The following is a 16,705-nucleotide window of genomic DNA, read 5'->3' as shown; positions in this document are numbered from 1 at the left end:
TATTCCGAAAGCTATATAGGGAGAAATAAATAAGGTAAGTAGAATACATTCATGCATTACAAAGTTTAATATTTTTCCTGGCTACTCCAAATTTTCGTGAAGTTAAAACCATATCGATTAAATATTTGCAATAATGACAGCCTCTTTAATCAATTTCGCCACTGCAATTAAGCCTTCAATCAAGCACCGCAAAAGATCGGCGGAATCGAACTGTGGTGCAAATATCCCAGAATCGTCAGCCATTGTCGCTAAAGGGATAGAAATGGCATTTCAGTCAGGACAACAGCAGTATCCCGTGCTGAAGGGGATCGATCTCGAAATTCGAGCTGGTGATATTCAATTACTTATGGGACCATCCGGTTCGGGTAAGACAACTTTGCTATCAATTTTGGCAGGATTGCTTACGCCAACAGAAGGATGCGTTTACTTGCTTGGCAAAGAGATTACTAGAATGTCTCGGGAAAAGCTGGCGAAATTTAGATTACATAATATTGGTTTTATCTTCCAAGGTTTTAACTTATTTCCGGCGCTGACGGCAGCAGAAAATGTCGAGTTAGTGCTGAACTATAAGGGGATTAATGGTGCGATCGCCCAAAAACAAGCACGAACTTTGCTAGAACAAGTAGGATTAGGGGCGCAGGTGAATCAAAAACCTAGCGATCTATCCGGCGGACAAAAACAGCGAGTCGCGATCGCCCGTGCTTTGGCTGGTAATCCCAAGTTGATTATGGCAGACGAACCCACAGCAGCTTTAGATTCTCAAAGCGGTCACAACGTAATTCAGTTACTTCGCAATTTGGCAAAAGAGCAAGGTTGTACTGTTTTGATGGTGACACACGACCCCAGAATTATTGACGTTGCCGATCGCGTCAGCTATTTAGAAGATGGGATGTTGACGCAGAAGTAGGAATCGTAGGGTGTGTTAGATAACGCACCCCAATAAAAATTTCGATGTGGGTAGGGGCGCACAGCTGTGCGCCCCTTCCGTGTTATACCGATGATTGCGTTAATTCTTTCACAATTTGACGCAATACTTCTTCCACCGATCGCGGTTGCCAGCCTAACTCTTTTCTTGCCTTTGTCGCATCAACCCGCACGCAGCGATCGTACACGTAATGAACTCGTTCGCGGCTGAGGGGAGGTTGCCATTTTAGCAGTCTGCCAATTGGATCGAGAACATTACCGACAAGCTTTACAAGAGATTTGGGTGCTTCCTTGGGAACGGGAATTCCTGACTCTTGGGAGATAATTTGAAACATTTCCTTCGTAGGCAAATCTCCGGCAGAGATAATGAAATGTTCGCCAGTTTTGCCTTTTTCAGCAGCTAAAAGCATCGCTTCTACTAAGTCATCGACGTGAACGATACCCGTAATGCGATCGCCCCCCGCCCATAATTTCAGTCCGCCTTTAAGAAATTGTTTCAGTACGGGTCCGAAATGGGGATCGTCAGAGCCAAAAATACCCGAAGGCATGACACTAACTACAGGTAAACCTTGGGCAGCAAATTGGTCGGCTAACTTTTGTGCTTTGTATTTAGTCACGTCATAAGCAGAGGAAAAGTCAGTTTGAGTGCGATTAAAAGTTTCATCAATAACTTTCCCCTGAGTATCGCCGTAAATTCCTACAGTGCTACAGTAAACGACTTTTCCTACTTTCAATTCTTGGGCAACATCTAAGACAGCGTGGGTTCCTTCTACGTTGACCCGTTCCATCTTAGCTGCATCGACTATGCCTAATTCCACATAAGCCGCCGTGTGAAACACCACGTCTACACCAGCCATAGCAGCACGCAGAGCATGGCGATCGCTAATATCGCCGTAAACTAGCTCTATGGGGCAGTCAGCCAGACGGGAAAGATTGCTAGACTTGCGTATCAAACCAACAACAGTATCTCCTCGTTGGGTTAAAGCACGGACTAAATGAGAACCTGTAAAACCGTTAGCGCCAGTAACTAGTGCTTTCATGAAGGGTGTGGGTAATTGGTAGTTGGTAGTTGGTAGTTAGTAGTTGACGGTTAATGGTTGTTGGTAGTTGGTTGTTATTCTCCCTTGTCTCCCTTGTCCCCCTTGTCCCCCTTGTCCCCCTTGTCTCCCTTGTCCCCCTTGTCCCCCTTGTCCCCCTTGTCCCCCTTGTCCCCCTTGTCCCCTTTGTCCCCCTTGTCCTTCTTCCCACGAGTAGCTAAAACACTCACAAAGCTTTCTCGTAAATCCGGTAGGTTTTGTGAATTTTACCACCAGCAGCCTCTACAAGCTTGCGAGAAGCAGAGTTATCTTCGTAAATATGTCCTAATTCCGCTCGTTTGTAAGGCTTGCCTTTTTTAATTCCGCCTTGCATTCCCAAATAAATGAGAGCCAAAGAAACCATTTTGCGGCGATATTCAGGGAGGGAGCAAATGTAAATTACTCTCCCTTGGTCAATTTGGCGGCGATACCACAAGAATTTTAACGTGCCGAGCCAATCGAGTTTGCCACCTAGATGCTTGAGAGCGATATTGTAGTCAGGTAATCCCATCCACATCCCCACCATTTCACCGTTGTATTCCGCAATGGGAAAAACATCAGGATCGATCAGAGATTGGAACGATCGCGCTTTATCTAAAAACTCTGCTGGGGTTTGCGGTGAATAACTGTAGTTGTCGGTAAACATGCGCACGAGGAGATCGTAAACTTTCAGCGCATCTGCCTCAAATTCCTCACCCTTGGTTCTAATGGGACGAAAAGTTATGCCAGCTTTACAAGCGATACGATAAGCCTTTTCAAATTCCGTTGGTAAAGGTTTATCTAGGGGAAAGTTATACGTGTAAGCATCTTTACCTTTGTACCAACCATCCCGTTCGATAAACTCTGGGTAATAGGGTGGATTGTAAGGCATTAAAATCATCGGCGGGGAGTCAAAGCCATCGACTAAAAACAAACAGCCGTTGTGAGTTGAAAAATCGATTGGTCCCCTAACTACAGTCATACCTTGTTCTCGCAGCCAATCACAAGCAACCTGGAGGAGGGCTTGAGCCACATCAAAATCGGAGATACATTCAAAAAAACCGAAGACTCCGACTGGCTGACCTTCTTTCTCTATCAACCGTTGATTCACAGCAGCAACAATTCTGCCGATTGGTTCTCCTGACTGAGATAGAGCGATAAATTGCTGTGCCTTACCATACTCAAAGAAAGTATTGCTAGGCGAGAATTGCTTGGCTTCACTGCTGCGGATGGGGGGAACCCAGTAAGGGTCGTTCGCATAAACCCTAGCAGGAACATCGAGAAAAAGTTCTTGTTCTACTGGAGTCGTGACAGGTTTAATTTGAAACTTTGTAATCGTTTGCATAATTTACACAACAGTGTCAAAAAATTGTGCGATCGCTCTTATTTGTAACTGGATGAAATACACGCTCCGTGGGGGCGCACAGCTGTGCGCCCCTACAAATGTTATGGACGCAAGCGAAAATTATCTTTGAAAAAACGATTAAGACCAAAATACAGCAATGCATCCTGGTCTTAAAAAATTATCTAAGTTTTTAATAATTGAATTTGGAATTTAGCTCGTTTCGCTAGGCGCTGATCATGGGTTTGTAGATCGTATCCCGAATTGCTACCATTCCTTCGACTAACCGATCCATATCCTCTTCGGTGTGCAAGGCATTAACGGTGATCCGCAAGCGTGGCTTAGCAATGTACCAAATTGCCGATGCCCAGATGCCATGTTCTTGCATTAATTGACGGGCAAAGTATTTCGGATTGCACTCAGTGGGTAACACGACGGGGACGACGTTGGTTTCGCCCAAAGCTTCAAAATCATGCTTAGCCAAACGCGATCGCAAATATTTGGTTTTTGCTTGCAGTTGTTGTACCAGTTCGGGATGTTGGCGCACTTGGCGAATGCTTTCCAAAGCAGCAGCAGCGGTAGGTGCGGGTAAAGAAACCGTGCCGATGGAGGTGGGAGAGAAATTCATCAACGGGATCAATTCAGCCACAGGACTGCTAATTGCTGCCCCAGCCGAAGCCGCAAACTTAGAAAATGTGGTCATAATCAACGGCACGATCCCCCGCGCGATCGCATTTTGAGGGGTTATCCCAAAATACTCGTAAATCCCCCTCCCCGTGGCTCCAATCGCGCCGCTAGCGTGTGCCTCATCCATGACCAGCACGCTACCTTCATAGTTTTGCAGCACATCAAGCATATCTGGTAGAGGGGCGATGTCACCATCCATCGAGAAGACAGCATCGGACACTACCATAATTCTGTCGTCGGGACGAGCATAGCGATATAACTTCCGCTCCAAGTCTTCAGTATCGCAGTGGCGATAGGCTTTGACGCGGACGCGGGGACTGTGGCTGAAGACTTTTCCAGAGCGAGTCCCGGCATTGACAACAGCCGAGACAATACAGCCGTGGTTGAGTACGTCCGTCAGGATCAGAGTCTCTCGCGTATTTTGAAATCCTGGTACGGGAATAGCGAGATGACAAAAAGCATCCATCAAGGCTTGCATTGCCATCCAAGCATTCAAAAATAGCTGGGTGTGGGGCAGATGCTTAAAAGCAGAGATTTCTGCTTCGAGTTGACGGTGTAAGTCAATGCGACCGTTTAAAACTGAGGTTCCACTATTAGAAGTACCGTATTGCAAGATCGCATCAATTGCCGCTTGCTGCACGGCTTCGTTCTGCACCAGTCCCAATACATCATTGGTGCAGAATGTCAAGACATTTTGCCGCTTGCCCGTTGCTCCTTCTTCGATTTCAACTAAATTACCCTGACGGCGATGACAAATGAACTCGTCGGGGGCTAGCCCGCTGTCATATAAGCGCTGAACGTACTCTTTGACTACTTGCACGAATTTACTCCCCTCACCTGAAATTCCCAGATAGCTTTGTGCGTCTGGCTAAACATTATTAATATTTTCCCTGGTTAGGTAATTTTTAGACTATCCAGGTTGTCATTTCCTGCCGGCTCGGGCAGCTTAATTGAGTCTATGAATAAGACATTTTGCCAGCACTATACCATTCCTAGCGATCGAGCCAGCGATCTTTGACTGTATTGACGAGATAATTGCTTCATGCGATTGATAATAAATTAGCTTGACTATACCCGACTAGAAGAGATCGCTGCCGATTAAGACAGCGATTCCCCCTGCTGGTTCCCTGAAAGTTGGGAAGACAGGGTTTTGCGGCGATATTGCTCGTATTGCCGCATCATGACCTTTTGCAAGGCAATAATTGCCGGATTAATCTCTACATAGCGACGTTGGGGGTTGTTTGAATAAGTGCGTTGCTCGCTCTCCATCATTTCGATATCTTGATCGAGAAACTTGGAAAATAGAAAGCGCCAGATATAAGCAGAAATCAGGGGTTTGAACGGCTGCACCAACCACTTAGGTAAATTCAGCCGCAGAAACATCAAGGTAAACGATTTGGTTTCTGTTGCTCCCATAGGCGATCGCATCAGGTATAAAGAGGAAACCCCCTCTAGAGAACTGTGGTAGTGGGGATATTGGTAATGGAGCGTGACAGTCCGGGTTGTCACCTCATCACCGCGATCGCTCAAACCCAGAATTTTCGTCATGACTCCCTTATAAGACACTCGATAATCGGCATGAACCGATGATTCTGTTGTCTTCAAGCTAGTCAGCACGGGGTCAAACCAACCTTGGAGATTTTTGTGTAAAAACCCGTGAAACACATCCATCGTGTTTTCGTTGCAGATGGTGAAATGCGCCTGGAAATGAGCCGGAATCGGAACCATCAGACAATCTGGATCGTCGAATTCCGGTATTTCTGGTAAGGGAATGCTAGTTGCCAAACTCGCATCGCCAGGAAAAATCCAGATCAGATTATACTTTTCGCGGACGGGGTAGCTACGAACTTGAGCGCATGGTAGTTTGTGTGTCTCAGGGAGGTATGGGATTTTGACGCATTGACCTGCACCGTTAAATTCCCAACCGTGATAGGGACACAATAAATGTTTCCCTTGAATTTGCCCTTTATGTAGAGCCACACCCTTATGCGCGCACGCATCATCTAAAGCATGAAGTTGTCCGTCCGTGTCGCGGAAAACAGCAATTGCTTGTTTCCAGATCGTTACGGGCATAATATGACCAGGTTGCAGTTTATTTGCCCACCCAACCGGATACCAGTAATCTGGATTAATCCCGATCTCGCGGATAGCATTCTGAACTGTCTGACTTGTTAAGGTCGTAGCCAGTTCCATGAATCGTTCCTCTCTTGCCTGATTCTGACAATATTTAGCTTTCTAGTGTCCCTTAATTCAGCTAAATTGTCAGCATAATTCCTGACAGCACGCCAACTGTCCACTCATACTAATAGGGAATAGGGAGAGGAGAGCTGAGAGAGCCCAGGAGGCTGAGGGAGAGTCGCGGAGAAAAAACAAAAGTGCCTCTTGCCTCTCGCCTTTCACCAACAACCATCAACCAACAACCATCAACCAACAACGAATGACAAATGACAAATGACCAACTATCAGTGACGACTTCCTCAACATGCGCAAATTATCACTATCGCCAACAGTAGCTTTTGCCGCGATCGCCCGTAACCCACAGTTAATGGTGTTGATGGCGGCTGGCTCCCTAACTACGATGACTGGAGCAGTGTTTAACCCTGCCTTGGGGGAGATCAAACACCAACTTCAGCTGGCTCCAGAGATTGGCGGTTATTTAGCAGCCGCTCATGTTTGGGCGCTGGGTCTTTTTAGTCTTCCCTTGGGAATTCTCTCCGATCGCGTGGGGAGAGTAAAGGTACTCGTAGTTTCCCTACTTTGCTATGCCGTCTTTGGTGCTGCGGGAGTCACGGTAGACAATTTCCTCCCCTTAATCGCGTTGCGAGGATGTTTGGGCATCGCTACAGCCGGAATTACATCTGCTAGCTTGGGTTTGCTCACAAGTATGTATGAGGGCGAGGAACGAGCCAAAGCATTAGGTTACGCCACGGGGACGCTGACGCTAGCGGGGATCGTCTTTCCATTGTTAGGGGGCGGAGTTGGCTATTTCTTCCACTGGCGATACATTTTCTGCCTATACGCGATCGGGCTACCATTGGCAGTATTGACAGCCAAGATTTTGCCACAGCCACCCGAACGTACTTCAGTCAAAACAGAGCAACGACCTAAGCATAAACTATGGCAAGTTTTAGGACGCTACCAAACAATTTGGTTATTGCTAACTCTGAGCTTGACATCAATCGTGATGTACTCGGTTGTCTTCTATACCCCGCAGTATTTCAAAGACACCATTAATGCCAATACGCTAACTAACAGCCTCGTCTTAGCTTCTCGCGCTCTGGGTGCAGCCATTATTTCTGCTTTTGGAGCCAGAAAGCTATCTCAATCGTTGGGTTTGTATAAAGCTACGGCTGTAGGCTTCATCATGATGGCGCTGACACTTAGCACAATTCCCTTTTTACGAGAGATTAGTTTAATTATGTTAGCTGCGGTCGGTTTTGGTGCTGGGTTTGGTCTGATCCTACCCAACCTTTACGATGCTCTAGCGAGTCTGGCGCCTTCCCAGTTGCGATCGAGCGTTCTATCAGCGGGGGCTGGCGCGGGCTTCATCGGGCAATCTTTCTGTCCAATTGTGTTAGGCTTTATCGTCAAAAACAACGGCATAGAAGCTGCTTTTTACACGGCTGCAAGTGCTTCGATTGTCATCGGGATGCTGTTGCTCGTATTCGGGAGTCAGGAATGAGTGGTGCGTGGTGCGTGGTGCGTGAATGAATTTTGAATTTTTTGAATTGCTCCCTTGTCCTCCTTGTCTCCCTTGTCCCCTCCATCCTATGCTTCATCTTCTGGTAACCTCACTTCTTGCTGTACCTGCAAGCCAGATAAGAAATTGCGGTCTTCGCTGATGTGGGGAAACTTGAGTTGAGAATCGGGAATGCCCTTTTCTATCTGTCGTTGGCGGAGGATGGCAAAGCTACCAGGAGCTAAAATTCGCAGTCGGGGTGGCGGAATCGGATCTTTGCGGCTAATTTCATAGTGGGTGTTTGCCGCTTGTAATTTGCGATCGCACTCGCTTAAAAAAGCTTGCGGATCTTCAAGCTTGTAGCCATTAGCTAACTCAATATTGAGCAGGTAGCGAGCGGGAAAATCATTTTCCGATAAAGTCATACAAAAATCTTCTAGTAATAAGCTAAATTCCTGCTGTACGGCTTGCATCACCTGAGTCGCATGGGCTTCCGTCGTCTTTTCTGTCGTAGAAGAAATCAATCCACCTTGACGGTGACGAAATACGATTAACGGTGCTTGCTCGTAAAATCCGACTACCTCGATAACATCGCCAATATCGTAGCGATAAAATCCGTTATAGCTCGTAGTCAGAATGCGATAGCGTTCTCCCGATCTGACTTCGGTAGCGAGTAGCGTTTTCGGTTGTTCTTCTTGCCACTGGTCTTGCGGGATAAATTCAAAAAAACCGCTTTCCAGGGCTAAAATGCTGCTGTCGTCGTCGAGTTCGTGATAGATACTAAACATCCCTTCGGCAGAAGAAAATACTGCGCCGAAAATGGGTGTATTGTTGAAGTAGGTAGGGAATCGCTGAAAGTAAAAGTCGGACGTACCTCCACGGGCGCAGGCGACAAAAGACAAATTTGACCAGGCGAGATGAGGGGTGAGCTTACCTTCCGACTGGAGAATTTCCCGTAATTCATTGGCTCGAACTGGATTGGCTGATAAGCGCTGCTCTAATGCCAGTCGTAGTTCCGGTTCTACTTCTAACCAATTGGCAATGGTTCCTGTTTCGATATCGTGGATTAGGTCTTCAGCAAATTTCTCTAAATAGTTGCAGGTACGGAGGATGAGCATGGGAAAGTTAGCTAACATCCCCCGCATTAAAGGATCTTGTAAGGCAAATAATAAGGCGAGGTAGTGACGGGCAGAGCTATCTGCGACTTGGAGAGTCTCGTATGGCTGAGCAAAAAATTGCCCGTACAGCCATTTATCCATGCTGAGGACACCAGCACTAGCAGGACCGTAGGGAATACCAGCACTAGTACGTCCCCATTGTTGAGTAGAATTTGTCAGGAGAATTTTGCCAAACTGTTGCCCTCTAGAACGTAAGGCGGCGGTTAGAAAACCCATACTGGTTAGGGTAGCTTGACGAGTGATATTTTGCGATCGCCTCGTCGTCGGAATCATTTTCTTTTTCCCCGTCGAACCACTCGTCAGCGTCAAGTACACCACCGGATCGGCTGTTAGGATATTTTGCTTGCCATTGGCAATGCGCTCCAGAAAAGGTTCGTAGCTGGAATACGGTAAAATTGGCACTCGATCGCGAAAGCGATCGACTGTTTTAATCTCACCGAGCTGATATTTTCTACCAAATTCTGTATCGCGATGAGCTTGTAACAAGCGTAATAAAAACCGTTCTTGTACTTCTGCCGTCCGGCGAGTTTTTTTGATAAAGTTTGCCTTTGTCAAATCTGTAACAGCATTTAAAGCGGACAGAACGAGATTGACCATTCAGCTTTCTCAACTCATCAAATACTGATTCAAGCAGATTAATTGTGTTTAGAATATGACAATTTGGTGTCGAAGTAACTGGTAATTGAGGAGTGGCTGGTGGTTAGTGGCTAGTAGTAAATAGAGTATGGGAAGTGTGGGAAGTGTGAGAGGAGACAAGGGAGAATTTTTTCTCCCTTGTCTCCCTTGTCTCCCTTGTCTCCCTTGTCTCCCTTGTCTCCCTGCTCCCTGATAACTGGTCACTGGTCACTGGTCACTGACAACTGTACTTCTCGTTCCACTTGCAAGCCAGCGAGAAAATTGCGGTCTTCGCTGATGTGGGGAAATTTTAGTTGAGAATCTGGTACTCCTTTCTCTAATTGCCTTTGCCGCACGATCGCAAAGCTGCCAGGGGCAAGAATTCGCAATCTTGGCGGAGGAATTTGATCGTTGTTAATCCGCTTGACGGCGTAGGAAGTGTGAATTGCACTCAGCTGACGGTCAAAGCGATCGAGAAATTGCTGCGGATTTTCTAATATTTTTCCAGGCGCAAGCTCGATATTCACCAAATAATATGCGGGAATGACATCATCCGATAAGGTAATACAAAAATCTTCTAGAGGTAAGTCAAATTCTTGTTGTAATACCTGCATGACTTGAGTAACATGAAATTCCGTAGTTTTTTCTGAGGTTGAAGACAGCAAGCCACCGCGCCGATGGCGGAATACAATCAGTGGTGCTTGTTCGTAAAATCCGACGACTTCCATGACATCGCCAATGTCGTAGCGATAGAAGCCGCTGTAATTACTCATCAAAATTCGGTAGTAGTTTCCAGGTTTGACTTCGCTAGGTAGTAGTGTTTTTGGTTGTTCTACATCCCACTGATCTTGAGGAATAAACTCAAAAAATGCACTTTCGATCGCTAAAATACTAGCATCAGAATTTAGCTCTGGGTAAATGCCAAACGCGCCTTCTGACGAACAACAAACCGCGCCAAAACCTGGTGTCTTGCTAAAGTAAGTCGGAAAGCGCTCGAAGTAAAAATCTGAAGTCCCGCCTCTGGCTGCAACTGTGAAGGCAAGATTCGACCATACTGCTTCGGGGGTGAGTCTACCTTCTGCTTGCAAGATTTCTTGTAGTTGCTTGGCACGGTTGGGGTTAGCGACTATTTGCCGTTCTAGTTTTAAGCGCAATTCTGGTTCTAGTTGCAACCAAGGTGCAAGCATTCCTTTGTCAATGTCGCGAATAAAGTCTTCTGCATATTGTTCTAAATAGCCGCAGGTGCGGAGGATCAGCATGGGGAAGTTGGCGACTATTCCCCTTGTATCTGGCTGTTGTAGCGCAAATAGCAGACAAAGATAATGGCGCGTCAGGCTATCGGCTGCTTGCAGTGTCTCAAAGGGATGAGCAAATATTTGCTCGCAGAGAAATTTTCCCATCCGTAGGACTCCAACGCTAGCGGGACCGTAGGGAATTCCACCACTGGTACGTCCCATCAGTTGAGTTGAGTTAGTGGCGATCGCTTTGCCAAATTTAGAACCCCGTTGTCTTAATGCCGAGCTGAGAAAGCCAATACTAGTTAAGTTGGGACGGCGCAAGGAGTTTTGAAAGCGTTTGGTGACTGGGATGAGCTTGTGCGCTCCTGTAGAACCACTCGACAGGTTAAAAAAAACAACGGGATCGGGGGTGAGAATGTTCTGTTCCCCCTGGGCAATGCGATCGCAGTAGGGTGCATAGCTACTGTAGGATGATGTGGGGACACGCTGGCGAAATTGCTCGGCAGTTCTAATATCTTTAAATTCATACTTTTGCCCTAACTCTGTCGCCTGATAAGCTCGTAGTAAATCTCGCAGAAATCGCTCTTGTACTGCTTCAACTTGGCGCGTTTTTTTAACAAAGTTATCCTTTGTATGCTCGGCAACAGTTTGCAACAGTGGTAGCAATAAATTCGTCATTGGCTCCTCACACCTTTTGTCTGCGTTATTATAAATAATAATTGCTTTACCTAATTATTTCGAGTGCGCTTTGTTTAGCAATCGTTAATATATTTCTATGTCTTGCCAAGCTAAAAGTTATTAATAATTATTTAAATTGTATTAAAAAAGTATTTTTTCTTGCCTCGATGGGTAGGTTACGGAAAGTATATCTTACTCTTCATTTTTTTATGCGTTTAACTACTGATAATACTGCTGACAGTATAGCTGATAATACAGCAGTCTCAATTTCACGGATGGAGCTATCGTCGATATCGCCAGATTTATTTTTTGAAAGATATCAGAAAACGGGAACTCCAGTTATTATTACTGGATTAAAAGTAGATGACTGGAATCTAGAGTATCTTTGCAAACAGTTAGATCGGCAAGAATTTCTTTTTCGTTATTACGGACGCGAAAGATATCAACAAGATAAACGCACTTGGCAAAACATTGGCAGCGGGGTTCCTCTCAAAACAATGTCATTTACAGACTATGCAAAGCTGTTGCAAAGTCATGAAGCTCACGAAAAAGATCTTTATTTGGCTAAATGTTCGTTAAAAAATACAAAGTTAGCCGAGAATAATTTTTTTAGCAATATTAGTCAACAACTAGGGTTAAAAAAGCCTATAGGCAATGTTAATCTTTGGGTAGCCCCTGGAGGGCATTTAGAGTGCCTGCACTACGATACGCTGGATGGTATTTTGATCCAGATGCATGGAGCGAAAAAAGTCTTGTTATTTCCACCCAGTCAGACTTATAATCTATATCCATTTTCAATATTTGTCCATTTGCTACGCGGCTTAGAATTGCGTGCTTGGTTTAGTACGGTATATCCAGAAAATCCAGATTTGGTAGCATTTCCCAAATTCAAAAAAGCATTAGAACACAAGCAAGAACTAATCTTAGAGCCAGGAGAAATGCTGTATATTCCTATGGGTTGGTGGCATGAAGTTACGGCATTAGGTGATGAAATGGTGTGTTCTGTCAACCAATTTTGGGGTGTGTATCCTATCTCAAGAGCAATTTTATCTTGGTGTCGTTGGCGAGTGATTTTTAGCAATATGTTGGCAATACCTTACTTATTAACCAAGTTTGCGATCGCTTTTCTGAGTCAAAGCAGACAGCAGCAGATAAAACAAATTTTTTATCGGTTTTGAAAACTCAACTGTAGTAGGGTGCGTTAATTAACGCACCCTACTACTGAGCATAGGTTTTTACTTTTGGTAGTATTAACAAAGTTACCTAAACTCCTGTCATGAAAACTCGAAATTTTACTGCGATCGTTTATCGAGAAGATGATATGTATGTTGCTGAATGTCCAGAAGTCGGTACAGTAGATCAAGGAGAAACTATAGAACAGGCGGTTGCTAACTTGCGCGAAGCAACAAAACTTTATTTAGAAGAGTTTTCTTTACCTGAAATAACTCCTAGATATATTACTAATATAGAAGTTAGCTATGCCTAAGATACCAAGGATTTCTAGTCGGGAAGCAATTCGTGCTTTGGAACGTTTAGGATTTGTGCAAGTGTGACAAACAGGTAGCCATGTCATCATGAAGAAAGTAACAACAGAAGGCGAAATTGGCTGCGTCGTTCCAGTACATAGAGAATTGAAGATAGGAACCTTGAGCGGGATTCTTAAGCAAGCTAGAGTAACACCTGAAGATTTGATTGAAAGTCTTGATTGAAGATAGTAGTAGGGTGTGTTACTTAACATACTCTATTACTACGATGAGATACATTTGCAAAGTAAGGTAAAGCTAATTGCTGTTTGTACCAATTTTTATAAACAAAGCGAATCATAAAAGGAACTGTAACTATTGTCAACACAAGTCCCCAGTGTAGATATTCAGAAAAATTATAATTTATAGTTATTTGTTCACTGGGAAAGAAAAGTTCTAGAACAATTGTGGCAGCATTATTTATGGCATGAGCGATCGCAGGTACAATTAACGAGCGAGTTTTGAAATAAAGCAGTGTTATCAAAATTCCAAAAACTGCTGCACCGAAAGGAACAATATGCCCCAAACCAAAAATGATTGCAGAAACTAATATTGCTGGCGATATTCCCCATTTCATTGCCCACCGATGTATGAGTATACCTCGAAAAATAAACTCTTCTGTAACGGGAGCTACTACAACTAAAGAAATTACATTCAATAAGTAAGCAAGAACTGGTAAAGCTGAAGTACTAGCTGGGGGATCTTGCAACCAATTAACCAGGCTTACAGTTAGTGAAGGAGAAATTAAAGATAAGCTGTAAAAAAATAGCAGATCGATTCCCCACGTAAATAGGCAGATAGCGATCGCAATTCCACATAAAGATAGCCAGCGATCGCGACTTGGTAATTTGCCAATTAAATATTTAGGATGAATAGATAGCTGATGACATCTATGTAAAATCCAGATGCTAGGTAAAAGCATCATAAGATAGTAAATGAAATCGTAAAATATCGGATCGTCACTATTCCAGTTAAAGAAGAGTAATAGAAGATCGGAAATAAAAACAAACTCAACAATCAGAATCAAAAGTAAAATAAATATATTTCGAGTTTTAAATTTTACAAAGGGGTTATCCGATCGCAGGTTAAGCATAGGACTCGATTTGATATGGTGGAGGTAATCTATAGCAATCTAAATTGATTTGTGAACGCTTCCCATGTAGAGACGTTACATGTAACGTCTCTACATGGGCTATCTAACTATTTGATGTAATTCACTTAGATTTGCGATCGCATTCTTTCTTGAAAAACATGACAGCCGCACGTTTAACCATCAAAGAACTTACCGAGGCAGTTGGGGGAAATTGTACCCCAAGGATGGTGCGACACTATCACCAACTCGGCATTTTGCCACCCCCTGAGCGATCGCGTAGCAATTATCGCCTCTATACTCAGGAAAACGTGCAACAGTTGCGGCGGATTGTGGCACTCAAACAGCAAGGCTTTCAACTTTCCCACATTCGCGAACTCCTCAAAAGCGATGCTGCTATCGAAGTAAAAAATTTAACACATCAATTACAACAACAATATCACTCGGTGATGCAACAAATGGCGCGATTGCGGCAGACAGCGACGGCACTAGAAGGATTGATCGGACGCGATCGCTCCTGTCAAAACCTGCAAGCAGAAGCGATCGCGCAGTTACGCTTGTTAGAAGTGGAAAGCCAAGACGGATTGGGACAGTTAGAACAACTGTGGGAAAATTGGGATGCAGCCACTCACGCTCACCCAGAAGAATTTCAGGAATCCTTGCAACAATTGCTACCCGATCTCTCCAATCGTTCGGAGATTGAAATCGATTTGCTGTCCAAACTGGTGCTTGCTTGCGGCGATGTCAGTTTAGTTAATTTTATCCGTGTGGGTAAAGGGGCGATCGCGGCGGCGCGTCATGCCCTCACTCAAGGCTGTGAGATTGTCGGCGATGTTGCCCCTGTGGTTGCAGCTTGCGATCGCACCCGTTTATCTCATTTAGGTTGTCCGGTTACGACCTTAATCGCCGATCCTCACGTTAGCAGCGTTGTAGAAGCCGAGCAAGCCTTTTGGCATCAAAGCCAATGGCAAGAACAGCTACAACAGTTGCCACCAGGCTGTATTTTTGTTGTGGGATACGCCCCATCAGTGCTGATTGCTGCTTGTGATGCTATTGCCAAGGGACATTTTCAACCCGCTTTAATCATCGGGATGCCGATTGGTTTTAGCCATGCCCCAGCTGCCAAACGTCGCTTGATGCGTTCTGGTATTCCCTATATTACTGTCGAGGGAACAATGGGCGGCGGATTATTAGCGGCAGTAGCCTTAAATGCTTTAGTTGAATCGACAATTGAGAAACCGGATTGTCATTGTTATTTAGGAAAGTAGGTAGGGGCGGGTTGACCAAAAATCTTTGTCAAAACGAAGTTGTCTGGTGAACCCGCCCGTACGGGAGTTAGGAAAGGGTGTCGTGTAGGGGCGGGTTGACCAAAAATCTTTGTCAAAACGAAGTTGTCTGGTGAACCCGCCCGTACGGGAGTTGGGAAAGGGTGTCGTGTAGGGGCGGGTTGACCAAAAATTTTTGTCAAAACGAAGTTGTCTGGTGAACCCGCCCGTACGGGAGTTGGGAAAGGGTGTCGTGTAGGGGCGGGTTTAGCCCGAAATTCACAGCCACGGCAAGAAATCTTTCCTCAAAACTCGCCCTTACAGGGGTCATAGCGAATTGCGTAGCTTGCGAGTATCGTAGGGGTATTGCGAATTGTCTCCATCTACAAACGATCTGCGGCGATCGCAGCACCAACTAGCCCAATGTCCGATCGCAGGACGATATGCACGGGAACGTTTTCGAGTAAAGGGCGCATCCGTCCTTTACTGGTGAAAGCGCGGATAAAAGTACCTTCTTGCATTAGGGGAAGAATTTTCGCAGCGATACCACCAGCAATGTATAACCCTGCATACGGTAAGAGTTTGAGGGCGAGGTTTCCTGCTTCTGCGCCGTAAGCCTCAACAAAAATCTGCATTACCCGTTCTGACAGGCGATCGCTTTTTTCTAGGGCGGCTTTGGAAATTGCGGCGGCTGGATCGACGGTTTTTTCTTTCTTGCCAGCTTGTTTTTCCCAAGCTGCTACAACTTGGGCAATTTCTGGCGATTCTTTCACGTTTTGGCGATCGCGAAAAAATTCGTAGATGGCGACAATTCCTTGTCCCGATACCACTCGTTCTACTGAAACTCGTTGGATGTCGTGCTTGTCCAATAGGTATTTCAAGAGGTGAAAGTCTAACTCGGAACGAGGTGCGAAATCAGCGTGTCCGCCTTCGGAACTAAAGACATGGTAAGTGTCGCCTTGCTGAATTAAAAATCCCTGTCCTAATCCCGTTCCTGCACCAATTACCGCGATGGGCGTACCTGTTTGGGGTTTACCTGCTTGGAGGGTGTGCAAATCTGATTCCTGCAAACCCAATATACCGTAACCAACAGCGGCAAAGTCGTTGATTAGGGAAATGGACTCGATCCCCAACTCTTCTTCTAGCCTGGATGCTTCTAGCAGCCAAGTTAGGTTGGTTAACTGTACTCTATTGTTAACAACTGGACCTGCGATCGCAAAACAAGCTTTTTGCGGTAAGAGTTTTTTGCCCAACTTTTCCTCAGATGTGGCTAAAAACTCTTGGACTATGGGCGCTAAATCTGGATAGTCGCGACTGTTATAGCGTTGTTCGTAAAGGGCTTTGGGTGTTGCTTCTGTTGTTTCCACCAAACGCAAGATCGTCTTCGTGCCACCAATATCTCCTGCTAACAGTATTGTCATAGCGATCGCT

Annotated in this window: 16 protein-coding genes and 1 pseudogene; 6 read left to right on the top strand and 11 right to left on the bottom strand. The window is 45.2% G+C overall.

The genetic code is table 11. The annotated features are described in order from the left end of the window. The first annotated feature begins 133 nt into the window (after window positions 1-133). Window positions 134-907 (top strand): ABC transporter ATP-binding protein, encoded by a 774-nt coding sequence (locus M5J74_RS28530; protein ID WP_015157250.1) that lies wholly within the window; start codon window positions 134-136, stop codon window positions 905-907. An 82-nt stretch (window positions 908-989) separates the two neighbouring features. On the opposite strand, the gene M5J74_RS28525 is transcribed toward M5J74_RS28530, so the two are convergent. The 5 genes from M5J74_RS28525 to M5J74_RS28505 all read right to left on the bottom strand — a co-directional run bounded on the left by M5J74_RS28525 (window position 990) and on the right by M5J74_RS28505 (window position 6,201). After that, window positions 990-1,964, bottom strand: a complete 975-nt coding sequence (locus M5J74_RS28525) for an NAD-dependent epimerase/dehydratase family protein (protein WP_015157249.1) — start codon at window positions 1,962-1,964, stop codon at window positions 990-992. Next, window positions 1,939-2,172, bottom strand: coding sequence for a hypothetical protein (locus tag M5J74_RS28520; RefSeq protein ID WP_250014638.1), 234 nt, complete (start codon window positions 2,170-2,172; stop codon window positions 1,939-1,941). Before M5J74_RS28520 ends, M5J74_RS28525 begins: the two co-directional genes overlap by 26 nt. Window positions 2,173-2,187: 15 nt before the next feature. Beyond that, on the bottom strand, window positions 2,188-3,324 hold the full coding sequence (locus tag M5J74_RS28515; protein WP_250014636.1) for a hypothetical protein: 1,137 nt from the start codon (window positions 3,322-3,324) through the stop codon (window positions 2,188-2,190). 223 nt (window positions 3,325-3,547) lie between these two features. Then, window positions 3,548-4,828: an aminotransferase class I/II-fold pyridoxal phosphate-dependent enzyme gene (locus M5J74_RS28510; protein WP_015157246.1), complete on the bottom strand. Its 1,281-nt coding sequence runs from the start codon at window positions 4,826-4,828 to the stop codon at window positions 3,548-3,550. A 278-nt stretch (window positions 4,829-5,106) separates the two neighbouring features. After that, window positions 5,107-6,201, bottom strand: a complete 1,095-nt coding sequence (locus M5J74_RS28505) for an aromatic ring-hydroxylating dioxygenase subunit alpha (protein WP_015157245.1) — start codon at window positions 6,199-6,201, stop codon at window positions 5,107-5,109. A 289-nt stretch (window positions 6,202-6,490) separates the two neighbouring features. On the opposite strand from M5J74_RS28505, the gene M5J74_RS28500 reads away from it, so the two are divergent. Continuing rightward, entirely contained in the window at window positions 6,491-7,690 is a 1,200-nt protein-coding gene (locus M5J74_RS28500; protein ID WP_015157244.1) for an MFS transporter, read from the top strand. On the opposite strand, the gene M5J74_RS28495 is transcribed toward M5J74_RS28500, so the two are convergent. From M5J74_RS28495 to M5J74_RS28480, 4 genes are all read right to left on the bottom strand, one after another. Further along, a complete protein-coding gene (locus M5J74_RS28495) occupies window positions 7,650-7,787 on the bottom strand; it encodes a hypothetical protein (RefSeq protein ID WP_250014635.1) in 138 nt (45 codons plus the stop codon). The genes M5J74_RS28500 and M5J74_RS28495 overlap by 41 nt on opposite strands. Continuing rightward, a complete protein-coding gene (locus M5J74_RS28490) occupies window positions 7,777-9,462 on the bottom strand; it encodes a GH3 auxin-responsive promoter family protein (RefSeq protein ID WP_250014633.1) in 1,686 nt (561 codons plus the stop codon). The genes M5J74_RS28495 and M5J74_RS28490 overlap by 11 nt, the downstream gene beginning before the upstream one ends. A 103-nt stretch (window positions 9,463-9,565) precedes the next feature. After that, a complete protein-coding gene (locus M5J74_RS28485; protein WP_250014631.1) occupies window positions 9,566-9,712 on the bottom strand; it encodes a hypothetical protein in 147 nt (48 codons plus the stop codon). Next, window positions 9,702-11,396 (bottom strand): GH3 auxin-responsive promoter family protein, encoded by a 1,695-nt coding sequence (locus M5J74_RS28480; protein ID WP_015157242.1) that lies wholly within the window; start codon window positions 11,394-11,396, stop codon window positions 9,702-9,704. The genes M5J74_RS28485 and M5J74_RS28480 overlap by 11 nt, the downstream gene beginning before the upstream one ends. A gap of 209 nt (window positions 11,397-11,605) precedes the next feature. On the opposite strand from M5J74_RS28480, the gene M5J74_RS28475 reads away from it, so the two are divergent. The 3 genes and pseudogenes from M5J74_RS28475 (at window position 11,606) to M5J74_RS33710 (ending at window position 13,105) form a co-directional block, all read left to right on the top strand. Further along, window positions 11,606-12,574: a cupin-like domain-containing protein gene (locus tag M5J74_RS28475; RefSeq protein ID WP_250014629.1), complete on the top strand. Its 969-nt coding sequence runs from the start codon at window positions 11,606-11,608 to the stop codon at window positions 12,572-12,574. A gap of 98 nt (window positions 12,575-12,672) precedes the next feature. Further along, a complete protein-coding gene (locus M5J74_RS28470) occupies window positions 12,673-12,882 on the top strand; it encodes a type II toxin-antitoxin system HicB family antitoxin (RefSeq protein ID WP_106218440.1) in 210 nt (69 codons plus the stop codon). Further along, window positions 12,875-13,105 (top strand): annotated as a pseudogene (locus M5J74_RS33710) (type II toxin-antitoxin system HicA family toxin). Before M5J74_RS28470 ends, M5J74_RS33710 begins: the two are co-directional and overlap by 8 nt. A 22-nt stretch (window positions 13,106-13,127) precedes the next feature. Here the strand turns inward: M5J74_RS33710 and M5J74_RS28460 are convergent. Then, complete coding sequence (locus M5J74_RS28460; protein ID WP_250014628.1) at window positions 13,128-13,844, bottom strand: CPBP family intramembrane glutamic endopeptidase; 717 nt, start codon at window positions 13,842-13,844, stop codon at window positions 13,128-13,130. Between the two features lie 326 nt (window positions 13,845-14,170). On the opposite strand from M5J74_RS28460, the gene M5J74_RS28455 reads away from it, so the two are divergent. Beyond that, window positions 14,171-15,277, top strand: a complete 1,107-nt coding sequence (locus tag M5J74_RS28455) for a precorrin-8X methylmutase (RefSeq protein ID WP_250014626.1) — start codon at window positions 14,171-14,173, stop codon at window positions 15,275-15,277. Window positions 15,278-15,657: 380 nt separating this feature from the next. Here M5J74_RS28455 and M5J74_RS28450 read toward each other — a convergent pair whose 3' ends face one another. Further along, the gene (locus M5J74_RS28450) at window positions 15,658-16,695 is read right to left on the bottom strand and encodes a glucokinase (RefSeq protein ID WP_106218437.1); all 1,038 of its coding nucleotides are present in this window, start codon (window positions 16,693-16,695) and stop codon (window positions 15,658-15,660) included. Window positions 16,696-16,705 lie beyond the last annotated feature (10 nt).

This window comes from Chroococcidiopsis sp. CCNUC1 (assembly GCF_023546805.1).
Lineage (GTDB): Bacteria > Cyanobacteriota > Cyanobacteriia > Cyanobacteriales > Chroococcidiopsidaceae > Chroococcidiopsis > Chroococcidiopsis thermalis.
The sequence above is the reverse complement of the archived record's forward strand: the minus strand, read 5'-3'. Positions and strand labels throughout refer to the sequence as shown.

Bases quoted from the DNA above. Each gene is read 5' to 3' on its own strand.
- M5J74_RS28530 (WP_015157250.1), top strand. From the start codon at position 134: ATGACAGCCTCTTTAATCAATTTCGCCACTGCAATTAAGCCTTCAATC.
- M5J74_RS28525 (WP_015157249.1), bottom strand. From the start codon at position 1,964: ATGAAAGCACTAGTTACTGGCGCTAACGGTTTTACAGGTTCTCATTTA.
- M5J74_RS28515 (WP_250014636.1), bottom strand. From the start codon at position 3,324: ATGCAAACGATTACAAAGTTTCAAATTAAACCTGTCACGACTCCAGTA.
- M5J74_RS28505 (WP_015157245.1), bottom strand. From the start codon at position 6,201: ATGGAACTGGCTACGACCTTAACAAGTCAGACAGTTCAGAATGCTATC.
- M5J74_RS28500 (WP_015157244.1), top strand. From the start codon at position 6,491: ATGCGCAAATTATCACTATCGCCAACAGTAGCTTTTGCCGCGATCGCC.
- M5J74_RS28495 (WP_250014635.1), bottom strand. From the start codon at position 7,787: ATGAAGCATAGGATGGAGGGGACAAGGGAGACAAGGAGGACAAGGGAG.
- M5J74_RS28490 (WP_250014633.1), bottom strand. From the start codon at position 9,462: ATGGTCAATCTCGTTCTGTCCGCTTTAAATGCTGTTACAGATTTGACA.
- M5J74_RS28480 (WP_015157242.1), bottom strand. From the start codon at position 11,396: ATGACGAATTTATTGCTACCACTGTTGCAAACTGTTGCCGAGCATACA.
- M5J74_RS28475 (WP_250014629.1), top strand. From the start codon at position 11,606: ATGCGTTTAACTACTGATAATACTGCTGACAGTATAGCTGATAATACA.
- M5J74_RS28470 (WP_106218440.1), top strand. From the start codon at position 12,673: ATGAAAACTCGAAATTTTACTGCGATCGTTTATCGAGAAGATGATATG.
- M5J74_RS28460 (WP_250014628.1), bottom strand. From the start codon at position 13,844: ATGATGCTTTTACCTAGCATCTGGATTTTACATAGATGTCATCAGCTA.
- M5J74_RS28455 (WP_250014626.1), top strand. From the start codon at position 14,171: ATGACAGCCGCACGTTTAACCATCAAAGAACTTACCGAGGCAGTTGGG.
- M5J74_RS28450 (WP_106218437.1), bottom strand. From the start codon at position 16,695: ATGACAATACTGTTAGCAGGAGATATTGGTGGCACGAAGACGATCTTG.